Source organism: Xylanibacter caecicola (assembly GCF_013166515.1).
GTDB classification, from domain to species: Bacteria; Bacteroidota; Bacteroidia; order Bacteroidales; family Bacteroidaceae; genus Prevotella; species Prevotella caecicola.
Map to the genome: position 1 here is coordinate 371,793 of NZ_JABKKJ010000001.1, position 20,907 is coordinate 392,699.

Annotated in this window: 28 protein-coding genes and 1 tRNA gene; 8 read left to right on the top strand and 21 right to left on the bottom strand. The window is 54.3% G+C overall.

Going from position 1 to position 20,907, the window contains the following annotated elements; translation table 11 throughout:
* Window position 1: 1 nt before the first annotated feature.
* The 11 genes from HPS54_RS01540 to HPS54_RS01590 all read right to left on the bottom strand — a co-directional run bounded on the left by HPS54_RS01540 (window position 2) and on the right by HPS54_RS01590 (window position 8,179).
* Window positions 2-2,167, bottom strand: a complete 2,166-nt coding sequence (locus HPS54_RS01540; RefSeq protein WP_172324827.1) for a phage tail tape measure protein — start codon at window positions 2,165-2,167, stop codon at window positions 2-4.
* 18 nt (window positions 2,168-2,185) lie between these two features.
* On the bottom strand, window positions 2,186-2,377 hold the full coding sequence (locus tag HPS54_RS01545; protein ID WP_172324825.1) for a hypothetical protein: 192 nt from the start codon (window positions 2,375-2,377) through the stop codon (window positions 2,186-2,188).
* 29 nt (window positions 2,378-2,406) lie between these two features.
* Entirely contained in the window at window positions 2,407-2,757 is a 351-nt protein-coding gene (locus HPS54_RS01550; RefSeq protein ID WP_172324823.1) for a hypothetical protein, read from the bottom strand.
* Window positions 2,758-2,846: 89 nt separating this feature from the next.
* Window positions 2,847-3,281 (bottom strand): hypothetical protein, encoded by a 435-nt coding sequence (locus HPS54_RS01555; RefSeq protein ID WP_172324821.1) that lies wholly within the window; start codon window positions 3,279-3,281, stop codon window positions 2,847-2,849.
* Window position 3,282: 1 nt separating this feature from the next.
* Window positions 3,283-4,461: a DUF2586 family protein gene (locus HPS54_RS01560; RefSeq protein ID WP_172324819.1), complete on the bottom strand. Its 1,179-nt coding sequence runs from the start codon at window positions 4,459-4,461 to the stop codon at window positions 3,283-3,285.
* Window positions 4,462-4,472: 11 nt separating this feature from the next.
* On the bottom strand, window positions 4,473-5,054 hold the full coding sequence (locus HPS54_RS01565) for a hypothetical protein (protein ID WP_172324817.1): 582 nt from the start codon (window positions 5,052-5,054) through the stop codon (window positions 4,473-4,475).
* Entirely contained in the window at window positions 4,978-5,355 is a 378-nt protein-coding gene (locus HPS54_RS01570) for a hypothetical protein (protein ID WP_172324815.1), read from the bottom strand. The genes HPS54_RS01565 and HPS54_RS01570 overlap by 77 nt, the downstream gene beginning before the upstream one ends.
* Window positions 5,356-5,374: 19 nt before the next feature.
* Complete coding sequence (locus tag HPS54_RS01575; protein ID WP_172324813.1) at window positions 5,375-5,842, bottom strand: N-acetylmuramoyl-L-alanine amidase; 468 nt, start codon at window positions 5,840-5,842, stop codon at window positions 5,375-5,377.
* 2 nt (window positions 5,843-5,844) lie between these two features.
* On the bottom strand, window positions 5,845-6,930 hold the full coding sequence (locus tag HPS54_RS01580) for a phage major capsid protein (RefSeq protein WP_172324811.1): 1,086 nt from the start codon (window positions 6,928-6,930) through the stop codon (window positions 5,845-5,847).
* A 35-nt stretch (window positions 6,931-6,965) separates the two neighbouring features.
* Window positions 6,966-7,988 carry an HK97 family phage prohead protease gene (locus tag HPS54_RS01585; RefSeq protein ID WP_172324809.1) on the bottom strand — a complete coding sequence of 341 codons (1,023 nt, stop codon included), beginning with the start codon at window positions 7,986-7,988 and terminating at the stop codon, window positions 6,966-6,968.
* A gap of 119 nt (window positions 7,989-8,107) precedes the next feature.
* Window positions 8,108-8,179, bottom strand: a tRNA-Met gene (locus tag HPS54_RS01590).
* A gap of 186 nt (window positions 8,180-8,365) precedes the next feature.
* Between HPS54_RS01590 and HPS54_RS01595 the strand changes: the two genes are divergently transcribed.
* From HPS54_RS01595 to HPS54_RS01620, 6 genes are read left to right on the top strand one after another with little or no spacing between them, the layout of a single operon-like run.
* Window positions 8,366-8,842 (top strand): terminase gpP N-terminus-related DNA-binding protein, encoded by a 477-nt coding sequence (locus HPS54_RS01595; RefSeq protein WP_172324807.1) that lies wholly within the window; start codon window positions 8,366-8,368, stop codon window positions 8,840-8,842.
* A gap of 1 nt (window position 8,843) precedes the next feature.
* Complete coding sequence (locus HPS54_RS01600; RefSeq protein WP_172324805.1) at window positions 8,844-10,397, top strand: hypothetical protein; 1,554 nt, start codon at window positions 8,844-8,846, stop codon at window positions 10,395-10,397.
* Entirely contained in the window at window positions 10,391-10,651 is a 261-nt protein-coding gene (locus HPS54_RS01605; protein ID WP_172324803.1) for a hypothetical protein, read from the top strand. Before HPS54_RS01600 ends, HPS54_RS01605 begins: the two co-directional genes overlap by 7 nt.
* A gap of 5 nt (window positions 10,652-10,656) precedes the next feature.
* Complete coding sequence (locus HPS54_RS01610; RefSeq protein ID WP_172324801.1) at window positions 10,657-11,082, top strand: phage protein Gp36 family protein; 426 nt, start codon at window positions 10,657-10,659, stop codon at window positions 11,080-11,082.
* Between the two features lie 26 nt (window positions 11,083-11,108).
* Complete coding sequence (locus tag HPS54_RS01615) at window positions 11,109-12,359, top strand: phage portal protein family protein (RefSeq protein WP_172343718.1); 1,251 nt, start codon at window positions 11,109-11,111, stop codon at window positions 12,357-12,359.
* A 59-nt stretch (window positions 12,360-12,418) separates the two neighbouring features.
* Window positions 12,419-14,005, top strand: a complete 1,587-nt coding sequence (locus HPS54_RS01620; RefSeq protein ID WP_172343719.1) for a phage minor head protein — start codon at window positions 12,419-12,421, stop codon at window positions 14,003-14,005.
* Here HPS54_RS01620 and HPS54_RS01625 read toward each other — a convergent pair.
* Window positions 13,988-14,224 carry a hypothetical protein gene (locus HPS54_RS01625; RefSeq protein WP_172343720.1) on the bottom strand — a complete coding sequence of 79 codons (237 nt, stop codon included), beginning with the start codon at window positions 14,222-14,224 and terminating at the stop codon, window positions 13,988-13,990. The two genes, HPS54_RS01620 and HPS54_RS01625, sit on opposite strands and share 18 nt — an antisense overlap.
* Before the next feature lie 57 nt (window positions 14,225-14,281).
* Between HPS54_RS01625 and HPS54_RS01630 the strand changes: the two genes are divergently transcribed.
* Together HPS54_RS01630 and HPS54_RS01635 are read left to right on the top strand one after the other, a co-directional pair.
* The gene (locus tag HPS54_RS01630; protein ID WP_172324791.1) at window positions 14,282-14,740 is read left to right on the top strand and encodes a phage virion morphogenesis family protein; all 459 of its coding nucleotides are present in this window, start codon (window positions 14,282-14,284) and stop codon (window positions 14,738-14,740) included.
* Complete coding sequence (locus HPS54_RS01635) at window positions 14,737-15,219, top strand: hypothetical protein (RefSeq protein ID WP_172324789.1); 483 nt, start codon at window positions 14,737-14,739, stop codon at window positions 15,217-15,219. Before HPS54_RS01630 ends, HPS54_RS01635 begins: the two co-directional genes overlap by 4 nt.
* A gap of 394 nt (window positions 15,220-15,613) precedes the next feature.
* On the opposite strand, the gene HPS54_RS01640 is transcribed toward HPS54_RS01635, so the two are convergent.
* Genes HPS54_RS01640 through HPS54_RS12870 form a run of 9 tightly spaced genes read right to left on the bottom strand, consistent with a single transcriptional unit; the run spans window position 15,614 to window position 20,494 of the window.
* The gene (locus HPS54_RS01640) at window positions 15,614-16,279 is read right to left on the bottom strand and encodes a DUF3164 family protein (RefSeq protein WP_172324787.1); all 666 of its coding nucleotides are present in this window, start codon (window positions 16,277-16,279) and stop codon (window positions 15,614-15,616) included.
* A 24-nt stretch (window positions 16,280-16,303) separates the two neighbouring features.
* The gene (locus HPS54_RS01645; RefSeq protein WP_172324785.1) at window positions 16,304-16,471 is read right to left on the bottom strand and encodes a hypothetical protein; all 168 of its coding nucleotides are present in this window, start codon (window positions 16,469-16,471) and stop codon (window positions 16,304-16,306) included.
* 20 nt (window positions 16,472-16,491) lie between these two features.
* Window positions 16,492-16,944, bottom strand: a complete 453-nt coding sequence (locus HPS54_RS01650; RefSeq protein WP_172324783.1) for a DUF4406 domain-containing protein — start codon at window positions 16,942-16,944, stop codon at window positions 16,492-16,494.
* A 21-nt stretch (window positions 16,945-16,965) separates the two neighbouring features.
* Window positions 16,966-17,136, bottom strand: coding sequence for a hypothetical protein (locus tag HPS54_RS01655; RefSeq protein ID WP_172324781.1), 171 nt, complete (start codon window positions 17,134-17,136; stop codon window positions 16,966-16,968).
* A 2-nt stretch (window positions 17,137-17,138) separates the two neighbouring features.
* Window positions 17,139-17,621, bottom strand: coding sequence for a hypothetical protein (locus HPS54_RS01660; protein WP_172324779.1), 483 nt, complete (start codon window positions 17,619-17,621; stop codon window positions 17,139-17,141).
* Between the two features lie 13 nt (window positions 17,622-17,634).
* On the bottom strand, window positions 17,635-18,270 hold the full coding sequence (locus HPS54_RS01665) for an ATP-binding protein (RefSeq protein ID WP_172324777.1): 636 nt from the start codon (window positions 18,268-18,270) through the stop codon (window positions 17,635-17,637).
* Window positions 18,271-18,275: 5 nt separating this feature from the next.
* On the bottom strand, window positions 18,276-18,581 hold the full coding sequence (locus HPS54_RS01670; protein ID WP_172343722.1) for a hypothetical protein: 306 nt from the start codon (window positions 18,579-18,581) through the stop codon (window positions 18,276-18,278).
* A complete protein-coding gene (locus HPS54_RS01675; RefSeq protein WP_172343723.1) occupies window positions 18,548-19,399 on the bottom strand; it encodes an AAA family ATPase in 852 nt (283 codons plus the stop codon). Before HPS54_RS01675 ends, HPS54_RS01670 begins: the two co-directional genes overlap by 34 nt.
* A 27-nt stretch (window positions 19,400-19,426) precedes the next feature.
* Complete coding sequence (locus HPS54_RS12870) at window positions 19,427-20,494, bottom strand: Mu transposase C-terminal domain-containing protein (protein WP_253951902.1); 1,068 nt, start codon at window positions 20,492-20,494, stop codon at window positions 19,427-19,429.
* Window positions 20,495-20,907 lie beyond the last annotated feature (413 nt).

Sequence of the window (20,907 nt, forward strand, 5' to 3'; positions counted from 1 at the left end):
ATTATGCTAATTGCGTGTCGTTAAGCGCGGAAAGCAAAACCTCGGTTACAGTCTCTTTAACCCTTTCCGCGCTTTCGGTTAAAGTGGCCGTGTGCACCTCGAACTTATCCACCAGCCGCTCGATATTCACAGTTATGTTTCTTATCTTGTCGGCACCTGTGCTGCCCGCGCTCTTGGTGCTGGTCTTGCCGCCCGTTACGTCGGTGGCTCCAGCTGTCGGGCTTTGTATGGTCGGCACCTGCGGCGTTTCTGGGATGCCTGGTATGGCCGCCTGTGTCGGCTTCTGCTCCTTTTTCTTTTTGACCTCCTGCTCCTTTGCGCTGGCGGCCATTTCCTCGTCGTAGGCCGTCTTAAAGGCGGAGCCTATCTGCTTGCCGTAGTCCGAAAAGCCCGCCTTTAACTTGTTCAGGGCTGCACTGATGCCCGCCCCGTCCAGATGAAAGCACGCTTTCAGCAGGTCGCCTATGGCTCCAAACACCTGTTTGGCCAGCTCTGCGATGCCTGTAAACATGGCCTTAAATGATGCCCACGTTCCCTTCAGGACAGCGCGGAACTTGGCCGACGTGTTCCAGAAGTACACACCCACAGCCACCAGCGCGGCTATGGCCGCAGCTATCCAGCCGATGATGGGTATGTTCATAATGGCCACGCTTACGGCACGGCAGGCAGTAACTGCCGCCATTTTGAACGCGCCGAAAGCCGTAGAGGCTATGCCCGCAAAAGTGGTCGATGCGGTGCCCGTCGTAACCAATGACAGCAGGAACGCGCCCAGGGCTTTAAGCCCCTCAAAGATGCCCACCGTGGCAAAGCGCAGCACTGCCAGCGTGGCGCGGGTGATGTTTATCATAAACCCGTTGCTGACAAACTGACCCGTCACAAGCTCCCTGTTCATTAAGGCAGCCTGTATGCGGGCGGCGTACATGTAGCCGCGAATGTTGCCCCACATGTTCGCCCACTGTATGCCCTTTATCCAGGTCATAAGACTGCCCAGACCTGAAAACAGGGGCATGAGCTGCGCCACAGGCACCAGAACGGAAGACAGGGCACCCGCCCACATGGTCGCGCCGCCCGTAGCCTGGAAAAGGCTAATTTTCACGTCCTCGATTTGCTGGTTTATGCGCGCCTGCTTTTCGGCGTAGCTGTCCATGATAATGGCCGCCTGTTCCTCCGCGCTGCTGGTGCCCGTTACCTGCTCGGTAAAGGCTGCCAGCTGGTCGGTGCCCTGCACCAGGGCGCGGGCGGCGTTGGCGTTCTCCATGCCGAACAGCTTGCTAAATAGCGCGCTGTCATTAAGCACGGGCTTGAGCATTTCCAGGCGTTCCTTCAGGGTCTTGTTCTTGTCGCCTAAAGCCAGCACGTCGATGCCCGCAGCCTCCAGCTCCTCGCGGGTGTCTTTCGGCAAAAATCTGCCTTGCGACAGTATAGCCATGGTGTTGCGCAGAGCCACACCGCCCTCACTGCCTTTTTTGCCCGCTTTGTCCAGCACCTGGATGGCCGCGTTCGTTTCTTCAAAGCTGACGTTGGCAGCCTTGGCGGCCATACCGCACTGCTCCAGGGCGGCCTTGATTGCGGGCAGCTCAGCACTACCAGCCTGACCAGCGGCGGCCATGGTGTTCATCATGTCGGCCATGGTCTTGCTGGCTGCTATGGGGTCGTCCAGGCTTACGCCGTATTGGTTCATGGCGGTGGTCAGCACCTGCGCGGCGGCCACGCCGTCGCCGCCCATAAGTTTGCTTGTTATCTGTATGCTGTTGCCCATGGCTTGCAGAGCTTCGGGGCATTTGCCCAGCTCTGGGGTCAGCTGCGACAGCAGCAGTTTGTAGCCCTCCACGGCCACGGACGCGTCCGTGCCAAAGGCTTTTGCACTCTGGCGGGCGTAGCCCTCTATTTCTTTGAGCGAGTCGCCTGTAACACCTGCCACAGCTGAAAGGTCGTGCATTTGGCTGTCCAGCTTTACGCCGCTGCTTGCCAGCCCCTCAAAGGTGCTCGCCAGGCGTTCCACGTAGCCGCTGGCCAGCTCAAAGGCCGCCATTTTCTGCGCCATGCTCACGACCCAGCCCTGCGCGTTCTCCACCTTTGCGGAAAACTCGCCGACCGCCTCGTTCATTTGCGACATTTTGGAAGTAAAGTCGCCGTTTACGTTAAACTGATAATTAAACGCCTGCATGGTTGCTGTGTTACTTGTTTATTTGTCTTTTGGTGTAAAAAGTGCGGCTATCATTTCGGCCTGCCGTTTCAGCCTCCAATTTTCCAGCCATACGGCCTGCGCATAATATGCTGCGAAGTCCTCGGCACTCCCAGCGGTCGGGTCGATGTGCAGGTTTGACCTGATGAGGGCGCAGGCTTTCAGAAAGCCGTCCTCGGGTTTGTCCTCCACGTCGTCCTGTGCGTTGAGCTGGTGCGCCTCTACAAGTTTTTTAGGCTTGCAGATACAGAGGCAAACGCCACATTGAGCTGCCCCATACATGCAGTAAAGAGCACAGCGTCATGGCGCAGGTCTTCACTGCCGCCCAACCAGCAACCGTCGAAGAGCGTCTGCGCGCTTCGCATTTCGTCTGATTTTGCCAGCTTATTGACCGCCGCCATGGTCTCCATGCTCGGACGTTTGAAATAGCCCACATGCAGGTCGCCGTCGTCCTCTACGTCGATGCGCGTAACCTTTCTGTGCTGGGCTTTCCACTTGTTAATGGTTTCCTGTGTTACACCTCCGTCGTAGGTGTGCTTTTCTGCCTGTGCAGCCTTGGTGTCTGTATTCATTTTAATGGGTCTTTAATGGGTTTTTAATGTGTCTTAAAACTGCTTTACGTTGGCGGTGGGTCGGCACTATGGCCGCCCACCACCCGCGCTTATTTGTTCCACTCGATATGCGACATTACGAGGTCGATTTCCACCTCCTGGCCTGTGTCGCCCTCTTTCCAGCCGCGCCCGTTGTTCTTGAAAATGACATTGCGCAGCTTGTCGGTTGATACGATGCCCGTGTCGGGCAGATAGTTGACGATGATGTCAAAAGGCGCGATGTCTTGAAGCCTGCCCGTAAGGCTCTGCCGCTGGATTGCCTCGACCTCTTCCTGGTACAGTGTAATTTTGCCCGTCGCAGTAATGCGCCCCTTCGCGTAGCCGACAGGGTAGCGGCCTGCGCCGTACTTTGTTACGATGTCCTGATCGTCCTTGTATTCGATGCCCGTAATGCCTGTAACGGGCACACCTGCTATGACGAGCACGATGTCTGCCCAATCATATAATTTGCCATTGATGAATGGCACGCCGTTGTTTCCTACCATATTACAGTGATTTTACGTAACCGATTTTTACTTTCATTTTGCGGATAACACCCACGGGCACGTTCTTGATTACCACCTCTACGGTGCTGGTGCTCAAAACGTCCTGCTCAGGGTCGATTTTAGCCTCATAGCCTGAAAGCTCGCCTGCTTTCTCCATGTCCTCGAGGGCTTTGTTGGCCACGGTCTCCAGATAAGCCACGGTGTAGCTCTGGAGCTTGCCCGTGTTTGCGTCTATATACACGTTACCGCCCAGCTCTGGGGTCAAGTAAGTGCGTATGCCACGGCACGCCTTGTCCATGGTGCGCACCAGCTCTATGGCGTTGTAGTCGCTAATGGCCGCGTCCATGTTATGGCTGTCGTTCCAATAGCTGCCCGACACGCCCACAATGGGGGTCAGGAACAAATAGCGCGCTGTGTCCAATTTCTCCAGCCATGCCTTGTCCACTGAACGCACCAGGGTGCCGTCACTAAAGGCGGGCAGGGAAATGCCAGACGGGAATTTCTTAACCCATGAAATGCTTTCGTGAACTGCCGCCGCAGACACATGCCCCAGCCACACGCCTATGCAGCTGACGGCGTTCTTGGTCGTCTTGTTGGTAGCCTCCGCGAAAAGCAGCGCGCCCGTGTCGTTGGTACCGCCTGGCTGGGCGATGATAACGGACACACGCGGGGCGGCTCCTGCTATGTCGGTAGGGAGTGCCTGGTAGCCCCCTTTGAGGCTCGGTGCGTAGCCCACCGATACAGGGGCGTTATTGAGGTCTAAAGCGTCGGCCTGCGATTGCAGCAGGGTGACGTTCTCCTTTGTCAGCTCTGTAAGGCCGTCCCAAATGCCGAACTGACGGATTGCGCCGTCGGCGTAGTTCTGCACGGTGGCCAGCTCTGCAAAGGTGTGCGCGGCGGGCTTCGTGAAAATACCCACATACAGCGTTATGCCGTTGTTAATGCGGAACACCTCGGACAGCTGGTAGTGCATGACACGGGCAGCCCAGGACGTTGCGTCTGACGTGATACCCAACGCTTCGGCTGCGTCTATGGTGCTGACGGCCTGCACGGCTTCGGCTTTGAAGTCTTCGGGGATGTCGGCTTCGTTTACGTAGAAAATCATGCCTGACACATGGTCTTGGCCTGGCAGACTTTTGGGGACGTTGCCGTTCTGTCTTTTGATTTCTAAAGAGTTCATTTTCTTTGTTTTTAATGTTTGTAATATCTACGCAGACAAAAGACGCAGCCCGCTGCTGCAAGCAGTAGTGCCAGGATAATGACCGCCCAGGCTTTCCAGCTGCTGCGCTGGGTCTTTACGTTGTCCGTGGTGTCGGTCCTGGCGGCCTCGGTCGTCTGCTGTTCCGTCTGCACGTGTGCCGTGCGGTCGGTAACAGTCTGCGTGCTGTCGGTCTGTTCCTTGGTCAGCTCCGCTTTAATGTCGGCCTGCGCCGTGCTTCTGGTCGTGTCCTTTCGCTTGGTCGCTGTGGTCTGCGTTAAAGCTGCTTTGACAGGCGGCAGCCCTGTGGCCGTGTCGGCTGGCTGTGTCGTATCGAATAGTAAAAGGTGCAGGGTCTGTTCAACGCTGGCCTCACTCTCTTGGTCAAATGTCTGCTGTAAGGCAGCCTGCAACAGACTATCGACCTGCGCCTTTATTCGTGTCTGCGTCGCGGTTGTTTCAGCTCCGATGCTGTCGGCGACGCTTTCAGCGGCGCGGTCATACTGCGCCCTGGCGGTTGTCGTCGTTACCTTCGTCGTCCCACAGCTGACGAGATACAGGGCACTCGTTAGCATGAGGACAGCCAGGGATTTTTTCAATAGCTTTGCGGAATTTATCAACATTGCGGCGTAGGCTTGTTATTTCCTTTTGGAGCGGCTCAACGACAGTCTCCACAAGCATTTGATTGGCTTTGCGTACGTTGTCCAGCTCCGAATTTTCCACAGCTGACATTTTGGCGGCCACCTCGGCGCGCAGTGCGTCGATTTCAGCCTTGTACTTGTCGCGGGTCAATATGGAGCCTAACCACGCGCCCAGGGACGCGCTTATGGTGCTGCTGCCGATAATTGCGAGTATAATTGTCGTTATGCTGCTCATTCAGGGGGTTAATGGGTTATTACTGATTTATGCCGATTTCACGCAGCCAGGCTGACACGTCGAAAGACGGGCAGGCTTTTGCGGCTACCTGATTATGGCCGATAATTTTTACTTTCGGGTGCGCGGTGTGGAAGTCTTTAACATACTTTTCCAGGGCTGCCTTCTGGGCTGCGGTGCGGGTGTCCTTGGGGGTCTTTCCGTCTGCTGCCACACCGCCAGCATAGACTATATGCCTGCTTATGCTGTTGTAGCCTTTTGCGCCGTTGGTGATTTCCCAGGGGTCTACCCATGCGTCCTCGTTGTTGGCGACCAGACGCTCCACGCTGCCATTGAGGTGCACCAGGTCTGTATATCCTACCTGTTTCCAGCCTCTGCCGCCCGCAGAGACGGGCGACGTGTGCCAGCGGCGTATTTCAGCCGCCGACACGTCGCGCCCCTCGGGGGTGGCAGTGCAGTGAAGTACCAGATATTTAAGTTCCTGTTTCATCTTTAGGCAGTTTCTACCGTGCTGACGATTGCCGCGCGGGTCTTGTCGGCTTTAAGAGGCAGACAGATACCCCAGTTGCGGAAGTTCACCAAATTGCGGTGGTAAAGCGGGTCTTTCTCTGCTTCGCTGTAATACATTTTCACACTGCCGTTCGCTTTCATCATACCAGGGCAATAGAAAGCCACAGAGGCCTGGCGGTCGGTAGCGGCTGCCGTGGTGCCAAAGGCTTTTTTATTGCCTGCGCTGGTGTAGAACGGTGTGCCGTTATACTCGTAGATGTCAAAACCGTAAAGGCGGGCAATCTTACCCTCTGTCTGGTTGATGTTGTACTGTTCGCGGAATTTCTGATCGACAAGGAGCAGGTCATTTGCGTGGTCGCTGCAAAGCACCAAAATACGGTCTTTTGCAGGTGTGCCCATATTGTCAAATGCGGCCTTTAATGCGATGAGGTCAGCAGGCACCATGCGCTTGCGCAGGGTGGCAGCGTCTTTCTCTCCTGTGGTGCGCAGGACTATGGTCTTACCAGCTTCGGCCTTGTCTGGAGCGATGGCATGTATGGCCTTTTCGCGTTTCTTCTCTTTCAGAGCTTCGCGGTGGCGTTCCTGCACGCTGGCCATTTTGTCATAGCTGACAGCGTGGAGCTCGTCGTCTGTTACGGGGGTGGCCTCGGTGTCGAACTTGTCCAGGCTCACAGGCTTGTCCGCGTCGTCCAGCGATGTGATGTTCAGCGGGTAGGTGGTGTTATTTACCAGCACTTTAGGGTCGCCGCCGATTTCGGTAAAGTGGATAACGTCATTTTCCACATACTGGTCATAAGAGCGGATGCGGTCGTACCAGCCCAGAGACTCGGGCGCGGTGCGGAACGCCTTAATCATTTCGCCTGTCCAGATTTCAGTAAGTACACCTGCATGGAGGGCGTTTGCAGGCATAAAGCCGCCTGCCAGCAAAGCCACGCCGTTGGCTGCAAGTGCACCCACCACAGGGGTGCCGCCTACGGCACAGGAAATTGTGGCTCCCATTGCGCTGTTTACTCCGATGCCTACCAGCATCATAAGCAGACAGCTGAAAATTTTTGTAATTGCTTTCATTGTTTATAACTTGTTAAATGGTTGTTTAACTACGGTTAGCGGGGCAGGTCGATGCCATACTCTGCCTTATACAGGCGGGCATACTCCTGGGGCTGCTCCTTTTTCAGGCTCTCGATTTTGTCGGCGGGCACCTCGGACAGTTTGGCAAAGGTCTGATGCTCCGCACCAGCGGGCGCACCGTTGCTGCCAGGCTGCTGGTTAATCATGTCCAGCGGCTTGCTGGCGGGCGACATGCACTCCAGCGTTTCATTAAGCTGCTGCACGCCTACATTTTTACCCAGCTGGATAAAGTGGTCGCGCTTGGCTTCCGTAATACGTTTGTCCTTGACTGCCTGGTCAACCGCCGCAGTGATAGCGGCCAGCTCCATGCTCTGCGCCTTGTCGGCACTCTGTTTGAGCAGCTGCACAGCACTGTGTACCTGCTCCTCGGTCGCCTCTTCGGCCAGACCGAGCAACTGTAAGGTTTCTTTCTTCATGCGTTTATTATTGTTATTGTTAATACTTGCCGCAGGCTTGCCGCCCTTGGCCTTTCCTTTGTCGTCTGTCGTGTCGTCCTGCCCGTCGGTCTTGGACAGCTCCAGCAGGGGCAGAGCCTCGCACGCCTCACCCGCCGCCAGCGTCAGCAGCTGGCCGCTGTTTGACAGCTGCAAAGCGTCGTCATTGCTGCCGATGTCCACAATGCTGACCTCGGTAAGTTTGGAGCGCAGCACAGTGGCACGCGTCTGGCCAGGCAGCAGGTGCACGGGGTCGACGCTGGTCTCCACGATGTCCAGCCCTGCGCTGCACATTTTCAGGAACCCGCCCTCCCACTTGTCGGCTATCTGTTTGGCGAATGGGTCGTTCACGTCAAACACGGGCGTGCCTTTCAGCGCGTCCCCGTCAAAATGCAAGTTTTCCACCCTGCCGATAGGCAGCGGGGTGCCATTGCTAAAACTCCTACGGTGCATCCACAGCAGCACGGGATTTTTTGAGTACTGCGAAATGTCGATGCCCGCTGTAATCACACGGCTGCCGTAACTGTTCAGGCGGCTGGTGCTGATAATCATTTCTTTTGCCATTTCATTGCGTAGGTCTTAAAAAGACGGTAGGCGGCAGCCCTGGTGCTAAACCCGTTTAAGCACTCTTTTGCGTGGACTGCCAGCCTGTGCCGTCAGCGTCATTTTTCTACTCTGGGTTGTTGCGGCGGCAGGACTCGAACCTGCGACCTGGAGGGAATGAACCTCCCGAGCTACCACTGCTCTACGCCGCGATGTGGTTAGGTTTTTCTGTGCAAATTTGCGGGCTTTTTTCTGCCCCCGCAAAAAGAGTGTAAAGACTTGACACACTTTTTTTTACTCCCAATAATAATGCGGAATTTTGCAGCAGTTTTAACAGTATTAACCCCGCAGCGTTTGGTATTTTCCATATGCTGCCCTAACACATTAAAAAGTTATGAATGGCAACTAAAAAAGAACGTGAGGAAAAGAAAGACTACGCCCGCATTCTGTTTATGCAGGGAGACAGCCAAAAGGTCATAGCCGAAAAGACAGGCATAAGCGCGCAGACCATTACAAAGTGGGTGAACGGTGAGGGCTGGCAGGAACAGCGGGCGGCGCAGAATATCACACGCCCCGAACTTGTAAACAAGCTGCTGCGCACCATTGACAAAATGCTTGAGAGCGTAAACAACAGCGAAGACCCGACGGCCATAAACGGCCTGGGCGACAAGCTGGCCAAATTCTCGGCCACCATTGAAAAGCTGGACAAACACACCAGCATAGTGGACGTTATCGAGGTCTTTATGGCCTTTAGTAAGTGGTTACAGTTCCAGGCGCAGTTTGATGATGAGATAACACCCGAACTGCTCAAAACCATAAACAGATACCACAACCAATATATCGACTACCTGATGCAAAACAAACTTATAAAGTAACATGCCAAATTACGACAAACTGACAAGAAAAGAGGCACTCGAACTGTGGAAACAGCACTGTGCTGATGTGCAGACGGCCACCATGATAGGGCGCGGCGAAACAAACGCCCAGCGGGAGCAGCGCATTAAGCGTGTGCGTGCCGATTATTCCGCGTTTGTCGATTACTATTTTCCCCATTACACCCAGAACTCGCAGACAGGCGCGCAAACACCATGCGCGCCTTTCCACATTAAGGCGGCCAAAGAGGTAAAGGCAAACAGGAACCTGCGGGCGGTCTATAAATGGCACCGTGGCGCGGCAAAGTCCACACACCTGGACATATTTATCCCCCTGTGGCTAAAGTGTCAGGAACAGCGCGAAATTAACGTCATGGTGCTGGTGGGTAAGAGTGAAGACAACGCAAATACCCTGCTGGCTGACGTGCAGGCAGAGCTTCAGTACAACCAGCGTTATATTAACGATTTCGGCGAACAGTACAACAGCGGTTCATGGGAGGAGGGCGAATTTGTTACAAAGGACGGCACGGCCTTTTTTGCCCGTGGCCGTGGTCAGTCGCCCCGTGGTCTGCGATACCGCAGCCACCGCCCTGACTACATTGTCATAGACGACCTGGACGACGACGAGCTGTGCGAAAACCCCAGCCGCGTGCAGAGGCTTACCGATTGGGTAAAGGAGGCTTTGTTCGGTGCCCTGGACGGTGGCCGTGGCCGCTTTATCATGGTCGGCAACCTCATAGCCAAAAACAGCGTACTGCAAAAGATTTCAGAGACCAAAGGCGTGCGCGTGTCGCAGGTCAATATATTGGACGAGAACGGCAACGTCTCATGGGCGGCCAAATGGACACGCGCAGAGGTGCAGGCCATTGAGGACTTCCAGGGGTACCGCTCATTTCAAAAAGAGTACATGAACAACCCGATTGTCGAGGGTGCCGTGTTCCGCCAGGAATGGATAAGGTGGGCAAAACGGCCACAGTGGCGACAGTTTGAGGAAATAGTCCTGTATATCGACCCCTCATGGAAAGGCTCAACAAAGAACGACTACAAAGCCGCAAAGCTCTGGGGTAAGGTCAAAGGCGGCCAGCTGTGGCACCTGCGCGCTTTCGTGCGGCAGGCTACCGTGGCCGAAATGGTGCGCTGGTGTTACGACCTCTACGAATGGGCACAGGCCACAGGCGTGGCCATAAAGTTCTACATGGAGGCCAACTTCATGCAGGACATGTTAATGGACGACTTTACAAAGGAGGGCGACCTGCGCGGCTACCAGCTGCCTATTATTGGCGACAAACGCAAAAAGCCCGACAAGTTCCAGCGTATTGAGGCCTCCGCACCGCTGTGGGAGCGCGGCTTTGTCTTTTACGACGAGAGCCAAAAGGACGACCCCGACATGCTGCGCGGCCTTGACCAGACGCTGGCATTCCAAAAGGGTATGCGCGGCCACGATGATGCGCCAGACGCTGACGAGTCGGCTATTAGCATACTGCAAAAACACTCTAAAATTACAAACTTCACGCCGTCTTTCGGAAAGCGGCGAAACGCAAAAAATGTAACATGGTAACTTTTATTAAAAAACTTGTGCGCGCCACCGTATTTGAGTGGCGCAGAAAACGCGCCATAAAAAAGGCGCAGAAAGATGCTAACCTCCTGCGCCGTCGTTTCCTGGTGCTGGTACAGAACGGAAAGCCCGTTGTCGTGTCGATGCAGGGCGTTAAAAAGCTCATACGGTGCCACCGCTTTGCAAAGGGCTTCACGGCAGAGAAAGCCCGCGAAATAGCCCTTTATGTGGCAGACCCGCAACCCATTAAAAAGTAAAGCAAATGTTTCTTACAGATGAGGACTACAAGTCCGTGTGCGACGATTTCGAGTTTGAACAGCTCCAGGCACACACCGACATACGAAAGCAGGCCGAAAAGGCCGCCATGGAGAAAATAAGCAGCTACACCCGCGACCGCTACGACATGAAAAAGGCGTTTGCCCAGAAAGGCGACTGCCGTAACGCCATGCTGGTGGACTGCGCCGTAAACATTGCGCTGTATATACTTGTACACCGTCTGCCTGGAGACATGGGCAGCGAAAGACGCGACCAGATGTATGAGGACAGCATTAAATGGCTCAAAGACGTGCAAGCCTCAAAGGCCACGCCTGACCTGCCCAGATACATAAGCGACGACGGCGACACTGACAGCCACAACCCCGTGCGCTTCGGCTCTGGCCTGGATAAGGTGGGCAGCTGCACATGGTAATTTACAAACCGTTAAACACCCGTTAAATGAACATTTTACAGAAAATAGGCAATATCTTTACAGGCGGCCAGACGTACAGCAGTGCAGAGGTGCACCGCATTGCCGAATTTGTCAAAAGCAAAGAGGGTCGCCGCCTTACCGCCGAACTCATACGACAGACCGACAGCCTGACAAAAAAGGACGTGGGCATGTGGCGGCAGGCCTGGCAAATGGCCATAAACATAGACAACCCCAAACGGCAGAACCTTTACGACATTTATACCGACTGCCTCATTGACCTGCATCTTGAGGGCTGCATAGGCCAGCGTAAAGGCATGGTGATGAAACAAAAGTTCCGCATGGTGGGCGCAGACGGCAAAGAGGTGGAAAAGGCCACGGCTATGTTTGAGCGCGAATGGTTTAACGACTACTGCTCCCTGGCTCTGGACTCCCGTTTCTGGGGGCACAGCCTTGTGCAGTTTGGCGACATTGTGAAGACCTCGGACGGGTTGAGCTTTGAGGGCGTGGAGCTGGTGCCACGTAAGCATGTGTGCCAGGAGCATGGTATGCTGCTGCGGAACACGGGCGACGATTGGCGCAGCGGCATAAGCTACCGCGAGGGTGAGCTGGCCAGCTGGTGCCTGGAGATAGGCAAACCCTACGACCTCGGCCTGCTGCTGAAATGCGCCCCGCAGTGCATAAGCAAAAAAAATATGCTAGGTTTCTGGGACATGTTCGGCGAAATTTTCGGCGCGCCTATGCGTATAGCAAAGGCCACCACCACAGACGACGCGGAACGTGCCAAAATTGAAAGTGCCCTCGAAAACATGGGCAGCGCGTTTTGGGGTCTGTTCCCTGACGGCACCGAAATAGACATAAAGGAAAGCAGCAGGGGCGACGCTTACAACGTCTATGACAAGCGCGTGGACAGATGTAACAGCGAAATTTCAAAGGGCATACTTAACCAGACCATGACCATAGACGCGGGCAGCTCGCTTTCACAGTCTGAAACGCACCTGGACGTGTTCGAGAATGTCATAGAGGCCGACAAAAAAATGCTGTCTAACAATGTGAACGACCACCTGCTGCCGTTCATGCAGGCGCACGGCTTCCCTGTCGGCGGCCTGCGCTTTGAGTGGGACGACGCGGCGGCCTTTACACCGTCAGAACAGCGCGAAATGGAGCGCGTGCTTCTGGAGTATTACGAAATAGACCCGCAGTATTTCACAGACAAATACAACGTGCCTATCACAGGCGTGCGTGAAAAAAAGACACAGCCCGACGCTTTTTTCGGGTAAGCCCCGCGCACGCTGCTGACCTGCGCGAAAAATACGGGGCTTTCCATGCAGCAGTAAATATGCTTTATGAGGACGACACGCTCCAGCTGGCCGCCGATGACGACGCGCCCAGCCTTGCCCCGTCTGTCTTCGATGCTGTGGCCGACCTTATCTATAAGGCTGGCGGCTTCGACATAAACCAGGTTAAAGACCCTGCGGCGCGCAAACTCTTGATCGAGACGGCGGCAGCCATTAACAGGGGCGTAAACACGCACCTGCCTACCGACGTGCCCGACACGCTGCGCTATGCCCTGGAAGAAAACAGCTTTATATTTTCAGGCTTTAAGACGTTCCACGCCATGCGCGAAATAGGGCTGTCGCTGCTGAACGACAAAGGCGAAATAAAGCAGTACGCCGATTTTCAGGCCGACGTGATAAAGCTCAACAACAAGTATAACAAAGCCTATCTGTATGCCGAATATAAACACGCCATAAGCACCAGCCAAATGGCAGCCAAATGGGTGGGTATAGAGGCCGACGGCGACCGCTACCTGTTGCAGTACCGCACGGCAGAGGATAACCGCGTGCGCGAAGACCACGCAGCCCTGGACGGCATAACACTGCCGCCTTCCGACCCGTTCTGGTCTAAATACTACCCGCCGAATGGCTGGGGCTGCCGATGCACCGCCGTACAGGTACGCCGTGGCAAATACACCGAAAGCGACCCAAAGGCGGCCATGGAGCTGGGCGACAGTGCCACAGAGGCGGCAAAGCAGCAGATTTTCCGCTTTAACGCTGGTAAGGAAATGCAACTGTTTCCGCCGAAACACCCGTATTTTAAGGCTCCAGCGGCGGCGAAAAAGGTAGTACAGGAAGTCGTCCAGGAAGAAAGCGAACAGGTCAGAAAAGACCGTTATAAAGCAGAACTGCCCGACAGCCTGACCGATGCGGAAAAGGAGGCCATTGTGCAAAATTACATAGACATAGAAAAAGCGGCTAAAATACGCAAAGGTGTACCCATGAGCCTGGATGATGCAGACAAACAGAGCGCGAACCCTAAACACGTTTTGCAGTTTATTGAAGACCCCAACGGCACATACCGCGATAAAGCAGGTAAGCGTTACAAGTTGAACCCTGACTATAAAAAGTCACGGGATGAGCGGTATAGTATAAATTGCGCCACATGTTCACCTGCATACGCACTGCGCCTGCGTGGCTTCAATGTTACGGCAAAGGGCTGCGTGGAGCGTTCAGGCAGTCGTAACGAGTGGGCTATGAATGGGCACAGCTTCGACATGTGGACAAATGCAGACGGTACACCTGCAAAGCCAGCCTACACCTATGAATGGAAAGAGAAAAAAGGCTATAAGACCATGACAGAAAAACGCTATCACGAATACTTTGAGGAAGTAACAAAGGAGGAGGGCGTTTATATTCTCACAATAGGCTGGAAAGGTCGCGGCGGTCATGCTACTATTTTACAGCGTTTCGCCGATGGTACGCTGGCATATATAGAGCCACAGGAATATAACGGAACAGCGGCAAAAAGAGACATAGACGAACTATGCAAGAAAGGCGCAGGAAACCCACACCCAAAACGTGGCGTGCTCCGCGTAGATAACAAAATTTTTAATGCAGGTTATATGGACTTATTCGACACCGAATAGAGAAAAGAGGCGCGCGACCTCTGCGCTGTCGGTGATAACGACGCTATGGCCGTCGTAGCCATAGACAGAGGGAAGGCAAATGTCCAAATCGTCAGGATAGGCAAAGCCGTAGTAAGCGACCCCCGCCTCTTTACCCAAATGGTAAATGTGGTTGCCGTAGCGTTGCACCTCTGATGCAAAGGCTTCCTGAATTTGTTTTGGTATAGTTTGCTTCTTCATGCCGCAAAATTACAAATTATTCCTGATATGTAGACAAATAAATCGTAAAAAATAACAATGAGAACCCCCGAACAGCTCAAAAAAGACATAATTAGCGACATGCGGGTAGACCTTGCAGAGGAATTTGACAAGAATTTCAACCGCAAAGCCTTTTTTACCGAAAAGTGGAAAAAGCGCAGGAACCCAAACGCCCTCGGCTCGCTGCTGGTCGTTACGGGCAGCCTCCGTAAGTCCATACAGGCAAAGGAAACGCCCGACGGGGTTAAGTTCACCTCCAACCAGCCCTATGCCACCCTGCACAATGAGGGCGGCAAAGGCTCGGTAACGGTGCGACAGCACACCCGAAAGAGTAAAAAGGGTAAGACGTACACCGTAAAGCAGCACACCCGTGCCGTTAAGGTGCCACAGCGTCAGTTTGTCGGCGACGGCAAAGAGACGCAGCGCATTATACAGAATGTTATCGACGACAACTTGGAGCAATACAACCAGGAACTAATAAAAACACTGAAAAAATGAGAAAGAAACTATTTTTAGCGATTGCCCAGCGCATTAAAGAACAGGTGCCAGGCATTAAGTTTATCGACCTGTGGAATGAGCACCTCGCCGAAATCAAAAGCACTACGGCGTGGCCTGTGCCCTCGGTCTTTATTGAGTTTGAACAGTACGACGTGCGGCAGTGCGCTAACCGCGTCTGCATGGCCGACGTGCCCGTGCGGCTCCACATCATTACACGCACGAAAAACTACACCGCTGGCATAGACGACAAACGCCTCGAGGCGGCTCTGGACTATTTCGACCTGATAGACCAGGTGCACGCGGCCATGGCGACGCTGGCGGGCGACAATTTCAGCACCTTTATGCTGACCACCTCGGCCACCAACCACAACCACGCCGAACTAATAGAAAGCATTGAACGCTACGTTACCCGTGCGCAGTTCACTGCTGGAGCCAGAACGGCACAGCTGCACCCCATAGACACACTACGCCTGAAATGAGAAAAGCCCGCCAGCTCTGTAATGCTGACGGGCTTTTGCCTAAAACTCCAGCAGACCGCCGAAAAGGTCGGGTTGCTGCGATTGTGGTGGGGCGGGTGGTTCTGGTGGTATATTCAGATAATTTAAGTACGTTCTATAACACATCGGGTAAATGGGGTAAATATACTTTTTCCACACCGCCTTGTAGCATTTTGCGTTATTCCCAGGCTCATAGTGCTGCTCGGTCAACGCCTTAATCAATTTTACACGGTCATACGTGCTTTTGTAATGCCGAAATTTGCCCATTTCCCGATTTTTTTGTACTTTTGCAGCGTCCTTTATAACACATCGGGTGCGCGGTTTCCAGGGCTACGGCTTACGGGGGCCGTGCTTTTTTTATGGCCGCTTTCATGGCCTATGCGTCTGTTACTGAAAGCGGGATAATGTGCCAGCCTTTCTCGTCCTTGTACTCGGCGCGAATGTACTGCTTTGTTTCGGCAGGCTGGTAGCTTTCCTCGATGATACGCACACCCTCCTGGAATGTCTCGTCGCCGCTGTCGTCGGCCATTTTGCGCAGCTGGAGCACACGGCTGGCCTTTAGCGTGCCTTTCTGGTCGCGTGCCAGCAGACGCATTACAGCGTTCACCAACGTGCGGCTGTTCTCGTCCTTTGCCAGGCTCTCTATGTAGTTGCGCACCATTTCGATGCCGTCCTCCACTGTGTCGCGGTATGCGTCTATGGTGTTACTGCCCAAAGTTATGCGCATGTTTCCGTCGCTGGTGGTAAACGTGTGGCTGTGCTGGCCGCTCTGCTTGGTCAGGCTCATAACGTCGGCCTTCATGTCCAGAACCGTGCGGAAATTGCCGAACACCGTATTTTTTACGGCCTTAATCTGTTCAGACAGGCTTTGCAGCTCTGGAATGGCCAAAGCCACCTGCTCGTCCACAAGCTGCGCGTACATTTCGCGGTTTTCCTTGCGCCTCTGCTGGCGGGCTTTCTTTTCCTGTTCCTCTTTGAACGCTGCAAACTGTGCCTGTTCCTCTGCTGTCATTTCGACAGTCGTTGTTTTGTTTTCGTCCATGTTTAACGGGGTTTTAATAGGTGTTTATATTCTCTTTAACGTGTCGGTGCAAGTCTTTGCGCCCTCGGTGTCGCCATGTACCAGGAACGACAGAACCTGGAACACCACGGCTGTGATTTTCAGCAGGCCGCCTAAAACGGCCAACGGCAGACGAACTGCCACCTTCAGATAGTTTAATACATTCTTTTTCATTGTCTTTTTGTTTTTATGGGTTAATGTTCAAATAGCACCTTTATGCCGCATGAGCTGGCCACGTCGAGCTCCAGCTTCGCGCCTTTCGACAGCTCCCAGCCTTTCAGCATGTAAATATAGTCGCAGCGCACCAGCAGACCTATGTCCCTGCGCATGTGCTTTGTCCAATGCTCTGACTGCGGCACACCGTTGTGAAACGGGTTTACAGGCTCATAGCCTGCCTTTTCCAGCACTGCGGCTGCTCTGTCGAACGTGTCCATGCGCTCCACAAGGTCGTGGTGGGCTATGGCTCCACTTATGTAACACTTTGGGGCGTTCTGTTCGCGCAGCTTTTTTAAGCCCGCCAGCCTGTCCAATGCCTCGCGTATCGGGTCGCCACCACTTACGGGCTTGTAGAACTCGCGCACGTCGCACTTAAAGCAGTACCCGTGCACGGTAATACTCTGCTTTTTCTTGTCTTTCTTTTTACTCATTTCGTTTTATTTAATTGGTTGTTACTCGTTTTCATCATAGACCACGTCGTCGCGGTATTCCTGCATGTCTGCCTGTGTCTGGCACCACTCTGCCAGCTCACGCATAAACCAGCAATATGCCTCGGTGTCCATGTCTATGGTGGCCTCATTTATTTTGCGCTGGGTCTCGCGCATCATGCTGTCCGTGCTCATGGTCAGTTCATGTGTTTAAGGCCGCTTTCTGTGGGGTACAGAAAGACCACCTTTTTATGTTCTGTGGTTACGTCGTCCACTGCGTCGTGGTCTTTCACCTTGTTGTTAAACAGGTACACCAGGTTGCGCAGACGCTCCAGCGGGATTTTATTAAAGTCGGCTTTCTTGGCCGCCCTGCACGCTATGGCCTTTATGACCGTGGCGTTGCTCTCACGCCCGCACATCTTTAGCCAGCTCCCTATGGCTGCCATGCACTGCTTGCGCAGCTTGTCATAGTCCTGCTGCTTGTGGCCGCCCGCCTGTGCCGACAGTTTGCCGCAAATGTCCACCAGGTCGTGGGTGTCTATGTCGCGGCTGCTCTCCACGCCGTATGCCTCTATGAGGCTGCGCTTCTCGTCGTCGCTCATGCCCAGCACGCTGCAAAGTGTGTGGAACTTTTTAAGCAGCCCTCTGTGGATTTCGTCCATGGTTTTGTTTTCTTTCATTGTCTTGGTGGTGTTAAAGTTCTGCCCAATACTCACGTGCGCCCTGCTCCCAGATAGTGAAGTCCTGGCCGCCCTCGCCTTTGTCGCTGTCCTCGTAGCGGGTGGTGGCAAATGCCTTGTAACCCTCCACGCGGATTTTTATGTCAGCATCGTAGCGTATGTTTTTGGCCATGTTGCCCTTTGGCTGTCCTTTGTCCTCATGGGCTATAAAGACAAACAGGGTGTTGGGGTTGTCGTCTTTCAGGCGGGTGTAGTCGCGCATGGTAAAGCCTATCCAATAATTTACACTGTCTATTACCACAATGTCGGGCGCGTTCTTTTTGGTCAGGCGTTCCCGTATGTCCTTGAGGCTTTCCTTTTGCAGCAGTATTATTTTGCTGCCTGCTTCCTCCATGCCGACACGCTCCCAGGCTTTTTGCAGCGACAAGCTCAAACCCTGCTCCAGGCTGTTGTAGGCCACGCGTCCGAAGTTGGTAAGATATTTGCACAGCTGCATTACGTAGGTCGTCTTACCGCTTCCGCTGCCGCCGTACACTATCCACGCGCCCCGCAGTTCTGGCCGTCCCAGGCTTGCAAGCCACGCCCCTGTAAAAGGGGCTGTTTCAAACTTGGCCTGCATCACGTTCTTATTACTTATCGCCCTGCGCATGTCTTCTAATTTAGGGATATTGTCAGCTGTGGCACGCCGTTAGGGGTGCTTATAATTATGCTGCGGTCTGTTGAAGTTATAAAATGTGTGGAACCCAGGCACTCCCATGCGTTCCTGCGCAAATACTGAAAACTGCGCACATAGTCCAGCACCCCATTTATAACGGACTCACACTCTGCGTCGGCGTATTCTGCCCCTCTGTCGTAGGGAAAGCCTACCAGCAGCGACAGCACCCAATTAGGCGTGCGTTTAGGGCGTATGATATTAAAGCGTGCCATTACTGTGCCCCTCCTTTCTTTTTCGCTGCCCATACAGCGCGTTTTACGCGGCGCAGGTCGCACTCCGCGCCTGCTATTATTTCCTGTATGGTCTTGGGGTCGTTCACGCCGTTGGCCTTGCACACGGCGGCTATGTCCTCGCCATTGATAACCTGGAGCTGCACGAACTTGCGGCCTATGCGGCTGTATATTTCCTCATAGCCTTTCTTTTTCAGGCGCACGCCGCGTTCTATGCGGTTTTTAAGGTACTCCGTGGCCACCATGATAATGCCGCAGTGCCCCTCCAGCTGGTTATACAGGGAAATGAAAAAATAGAGCACCTGGTCGCGCAGCTTGTCGGCCTCGTCCAGAATGATGAGCGGCGCGTCTGCACTGTTCAGCGTCTCCACTATGGCGTCCATTTGGTCGCTCACACTGCCGCCCACATCTTTGCCCAGCGCACGCAGCAGCTTGTTTATAAACGTCGGCCTGTTCCAATACTCGCTGCACATTAAATGGTACACGTTCTGTCTGCCCTTGGCGTAGCTCTTTATGGCCTCGGTCTTTCCGCAGCCTGCAAAGCCCGTAATGGCTATTACAAGGCTTTCCTCTTTGGCCTGCTCCATTAAGAACGCCATGCGCTTGTACGCCCCTGTTTTCACTATCTGCCACGCGCTGGTGTCGTGGCCTATCTGGGCGGCCACTGCGCGCCACAGCTCGTCGCTGATTGTGTCCCATTGCCCTGACAGCATTTTGCTGACGGTGGCAGTGCTGGTGCCGTTAAGGCTGCGGGCTGCCTTGTTCTGGCTGCCCATTTTGTCGCAATACTCTTTCAGGCGTGCGGCAATCTGTTGTTTTTCGTCCTTTATCATCGTTTTACGTTTTTATGGTTGTTGCATTTAGAAAATATCGAAGTTTTCGGGGTCTTCGGCCTGCCAGCCCACAGGCATGGCGGGCGTAGGCTCCACAGTCTCATATTGCACGTCGGCTATGTCGGCCTGGCTCATGCGCTGCTGCGCTGCTGGCAGCTTGTGTTGTCCGTGGCTGTCGGTCAGCAGCAGGCGGCCTAACAGGAGCGCAGACTGTCGGTCGGTGTCCTGTATCATGCGGTCGACGGTCTCCCATGCCTCGCCCAGCTGCTCCGTTACATGGTTTTCCAGCTGCTTGTTAAAGTCCCGCACAGCCGCCAGCTGTTCCGCGTCGCCTGGCTTGCGCTCTGCCAATGCCATGGGCTGGACGTACTTTTCGCGTAGCATGTAACGGCGGCTGCCGTCCTCGTTCACTGCCAGCACCTCGGTGAGGTCGTCGGGGTCAAAGCGCACCTGCCATTTTTCGCCTGCGTGCTCTCTGAATGTCAGGTCGAAACAGTCATAATCGCGCTTAATGCCCAGCAGTGTGGGGCGCAGGCCGCAGCCCTCCAGCGCGTTGGTCAGTCCTGTGGTGGCTCCGAAATACAGCAAATAGCTTTCTTTCGACAGCGGCAGGCGGTTTTCCTCTTTCAGGTTGCCCAGCATCTGCATGAATTGTTCGCGCTTCGTGGCACGCTCGTAGGCCATTATTTGGTGTATCTGTTCACGCACGCCCTGCTCGTCTGGGAACGTGTGGCGCAGCGCGTTGAGTGCTTCGCTGTTCGGCTGCTTCTTGGGGTCTGTCGTTACGCCGTAGCCCGACCAATTATCGAACTTTTGGCAGTAGCCCATATTAAGGTGCTTAAAATAAGGCTCCACGGGCTTTGTCTTTGCGTTGTGAGCACGGGCAGGGGTAACGTGGCGAGCCATCATTTCGTACAGGTCGGTCATGGTCTTAATGGCGTAGCGGTCGCACTGTATCTGACAGCTGCGCAGCATCTGGCCTGTAAGTTCACGGCTGTGCTGGGCGGCGTTCCGCAGTGCCTCGGTAATAAGCGCGGGTGTCTCATGGCTGCCTATGGCGTAGCCAATGGGGTAATCACAGCACGGGTCGAGCACCACCTCCAGCGTCAGGCGGTTGTGGTAGGTCGTCGTGCGCTGCCCCTGCTTGTTTACGGTCGTCTGCTGGAATAGCAGCTCACATGTCCAGCCGTCCAGCGACCACATGAGGAACGGCGCGGTCGGCCTGCTGCGCTTCACCTGCATGGTGCGCTCGTTGCGGAAATTGGTAGCACCACGGCGGGCGGCTGCCGTTACCAGGTCGCATTTTTCACGCCACACGGCCACTGCGCTGGCTGTTATCTGCGGCCAGCCTTTCACCTTGGCCACCTGGTTGTATCTGCGCGCCACCTCCGTGTCGGGCAGGTTGTTGTGGTGTGCCAAAAGCACCTGCAAGCTGGCGGTCTGCTCCGCGTCCAGCACCTTGGCGGCGTTCTTGTTCTGGAACTTGCGGCTAATCATACACTCATAGC

Bases quoted from the DNA above. Each gene is read 5' to 3' on its own strand.
- HPS54_RS01655 (WP_172324781.1), bottom strand. From the start codon at position 17,136: ATGAGCACGGACAGCATGATGCGCGAGACCCAGCGCAAAATAAATGAG.
- HPS54_RS01580 (WP_172324811.1), bottom strand. From the start codon at position 6,930: ATGAAAGCAATTACAAAAATTTTCAGCTGTCTGCTTATGATGCTGGTA.
- HPS54_RS01625 (WP_172343720.1), bottom strand. From the start codon at position 14,224: ATGAAGAAGCAAACTATACCAAAACAAATTCAGGAAGCCTTTGCATCA.
- HPS54_RS01570 (WP_172324815.1), bottom strand. From the start codon at position 5,355: ATGAGCAGCATAACGACAATTATACTCGCAATTATCGGCAGCAGCACC.
- HPS54_RS01665 (WP_172324777.1), bottom strand. From the start codon at position 18,270: ATGCGCAGGGCGATAAGTAATAAGAACGTGATGCAGGCCAAGTTTGAA.
- HPS54_RS01635 (WP_172324789.1), top strand. From the start codon at position 14,737: ATGAGAAAGAAACTATTTTTAGCGATTGCCCAGCGCATTAAAGAACAG.
- HPS54_RS01605 (WP_172324803.1), top strand. From the start codon at position 10,391: ATGGTAACTTTTATTAAAAAACTTGTGCGCGCCACCGTATTTGAGTGG.
- HPS54_RS01640 (WP_172324787.1), bottom strand. From the start codon at position 16,279: ATGGACGAAAACAAAACAACGACTGTCGAAATGACAGCAGAGGAACAG.
- HPS54_RS01595 (WP_172324807.1), top strand. From the start codon at position 8,366: ATGGCAACTAAAAAAGAACGTGAGGAAAAGAAAGACTACGCCCGCATT.
- HPS54_RS01555 (WP_172324821.1), bottom strand. From the start codon at position 3,281: ATGGTAGGAAACAACGGCGTGCCATTCATCAATGGCAAATTATATGAT.
- HPS54_RS01660 (WP_172324779.1), bottom strand. From the start codon at position 17,621: ATGAAAGAAAACAAAACCATGGACGAAATCCACAGAGGGCTGCTTAAA.
- HPS54_RS01610 (WP_172324801.1), top strand. From the start codon at position 10,657: ATGTTTCTTACAGATGAGGACTACAAGTCCGTGTGCGACGATTTCGAG.
- HPS54_RS01565 (WP_172324817.1), bottom strand. From the start codon at position 5,054: ATGCTAACGAGTGCCCTGTATCTCGTCAGCTGTGGGACGACGAAGGTA.
- HPS54_RS01560 (WP_172324819.1), bottom strand. From the start codon at position 4,461: ATGAACTCTTTAGAAATCAAAAGACAGAACGGCAACGTCCCCAAAAGT.
- HPS54_RS01585 (WP_172324809.1), bottom strand. From the start codon at position 7,988: ATGGCAAAAGAAATGATTATCAGCACCAGCCGCCTGAACAGTTACGGC.
- HPS54_RS01670 (WP_172343722.1), bottom strand. From the start codon at position 18,581: ATGGGCAGCGAAAAAGAAAGGAGGGGCACAGTAATGGCACGCTTTAAT.
- HPS54_RS01675 (WP_172343723.1), bottom strand. From the start codon at position 19,399: ATGATAAAGGACGAAAAACAACAGATTGCCGCACGCCTGAAAGAGTAT.
- HPS54_RS01650 (WP_172324783.1), bottom strand. From the start codon at position 16,944: ATGAGTAAAAAGAAAGACAAGAAAAAGCAGAGTATTACCGTGCACGGG.
- HPS54_RS01615 (WP_172343718.1), top strand. From the start codon at position 11,109: ATGAACATTTTACAGAAAATAGGCAATATCTTTACAGGCGGCCAGACG.
- HPS54_RS01620 (WP_172343719.1), top strand. From the start codon at position 12,419: ATGCTTTATGAGGACGACACGCTCCAGCTGGCCGCCGATGACGACGCG.
- HPS54_RS01575 (WP_172324813.1), bottom strand. From the start codon at position 5,842: ATGAAACAGGAACTTAAATATCTGGTACTTCACTGCACTGCCACCCCC.
- HPS54_RS01645 (WP_172324785.1), bottom strand. From the start codon at position 16,471: ATGAAAAAGAATGTATTAAACTATCTGAAGGTGGCAGTTCGTCTGCCG.
- HPS54_RS01630 (WP_172324791.1), top strand. From the start codon at position 14,282: ATGAGAACCCCCGAACAGCTCAAAAAAGACATAATTAGCGACATGCGG.
- HPS54_RS01540 (WP_172324827.1), bottom strand. From the start codon at position 2,167: ATGCAGGCGTTTAATTATCAGTTTAACGTAAACGGCGACTTTACTTCC.
- HPS54_RS01600 (WP_172324805.1), top strand. From the start codon at position 8,844: ATGCCAAATTACGACAAACTGACAAGAAAAGAGGCACTCGAACTGTGG.
- HPS54_RS01550 (WP_172324823.1), bottom strand. From the start codon at position 2,757: ATGAATACAGACACCAAGGCTGCACAGGCAGAAAAGCACACCTACGAC.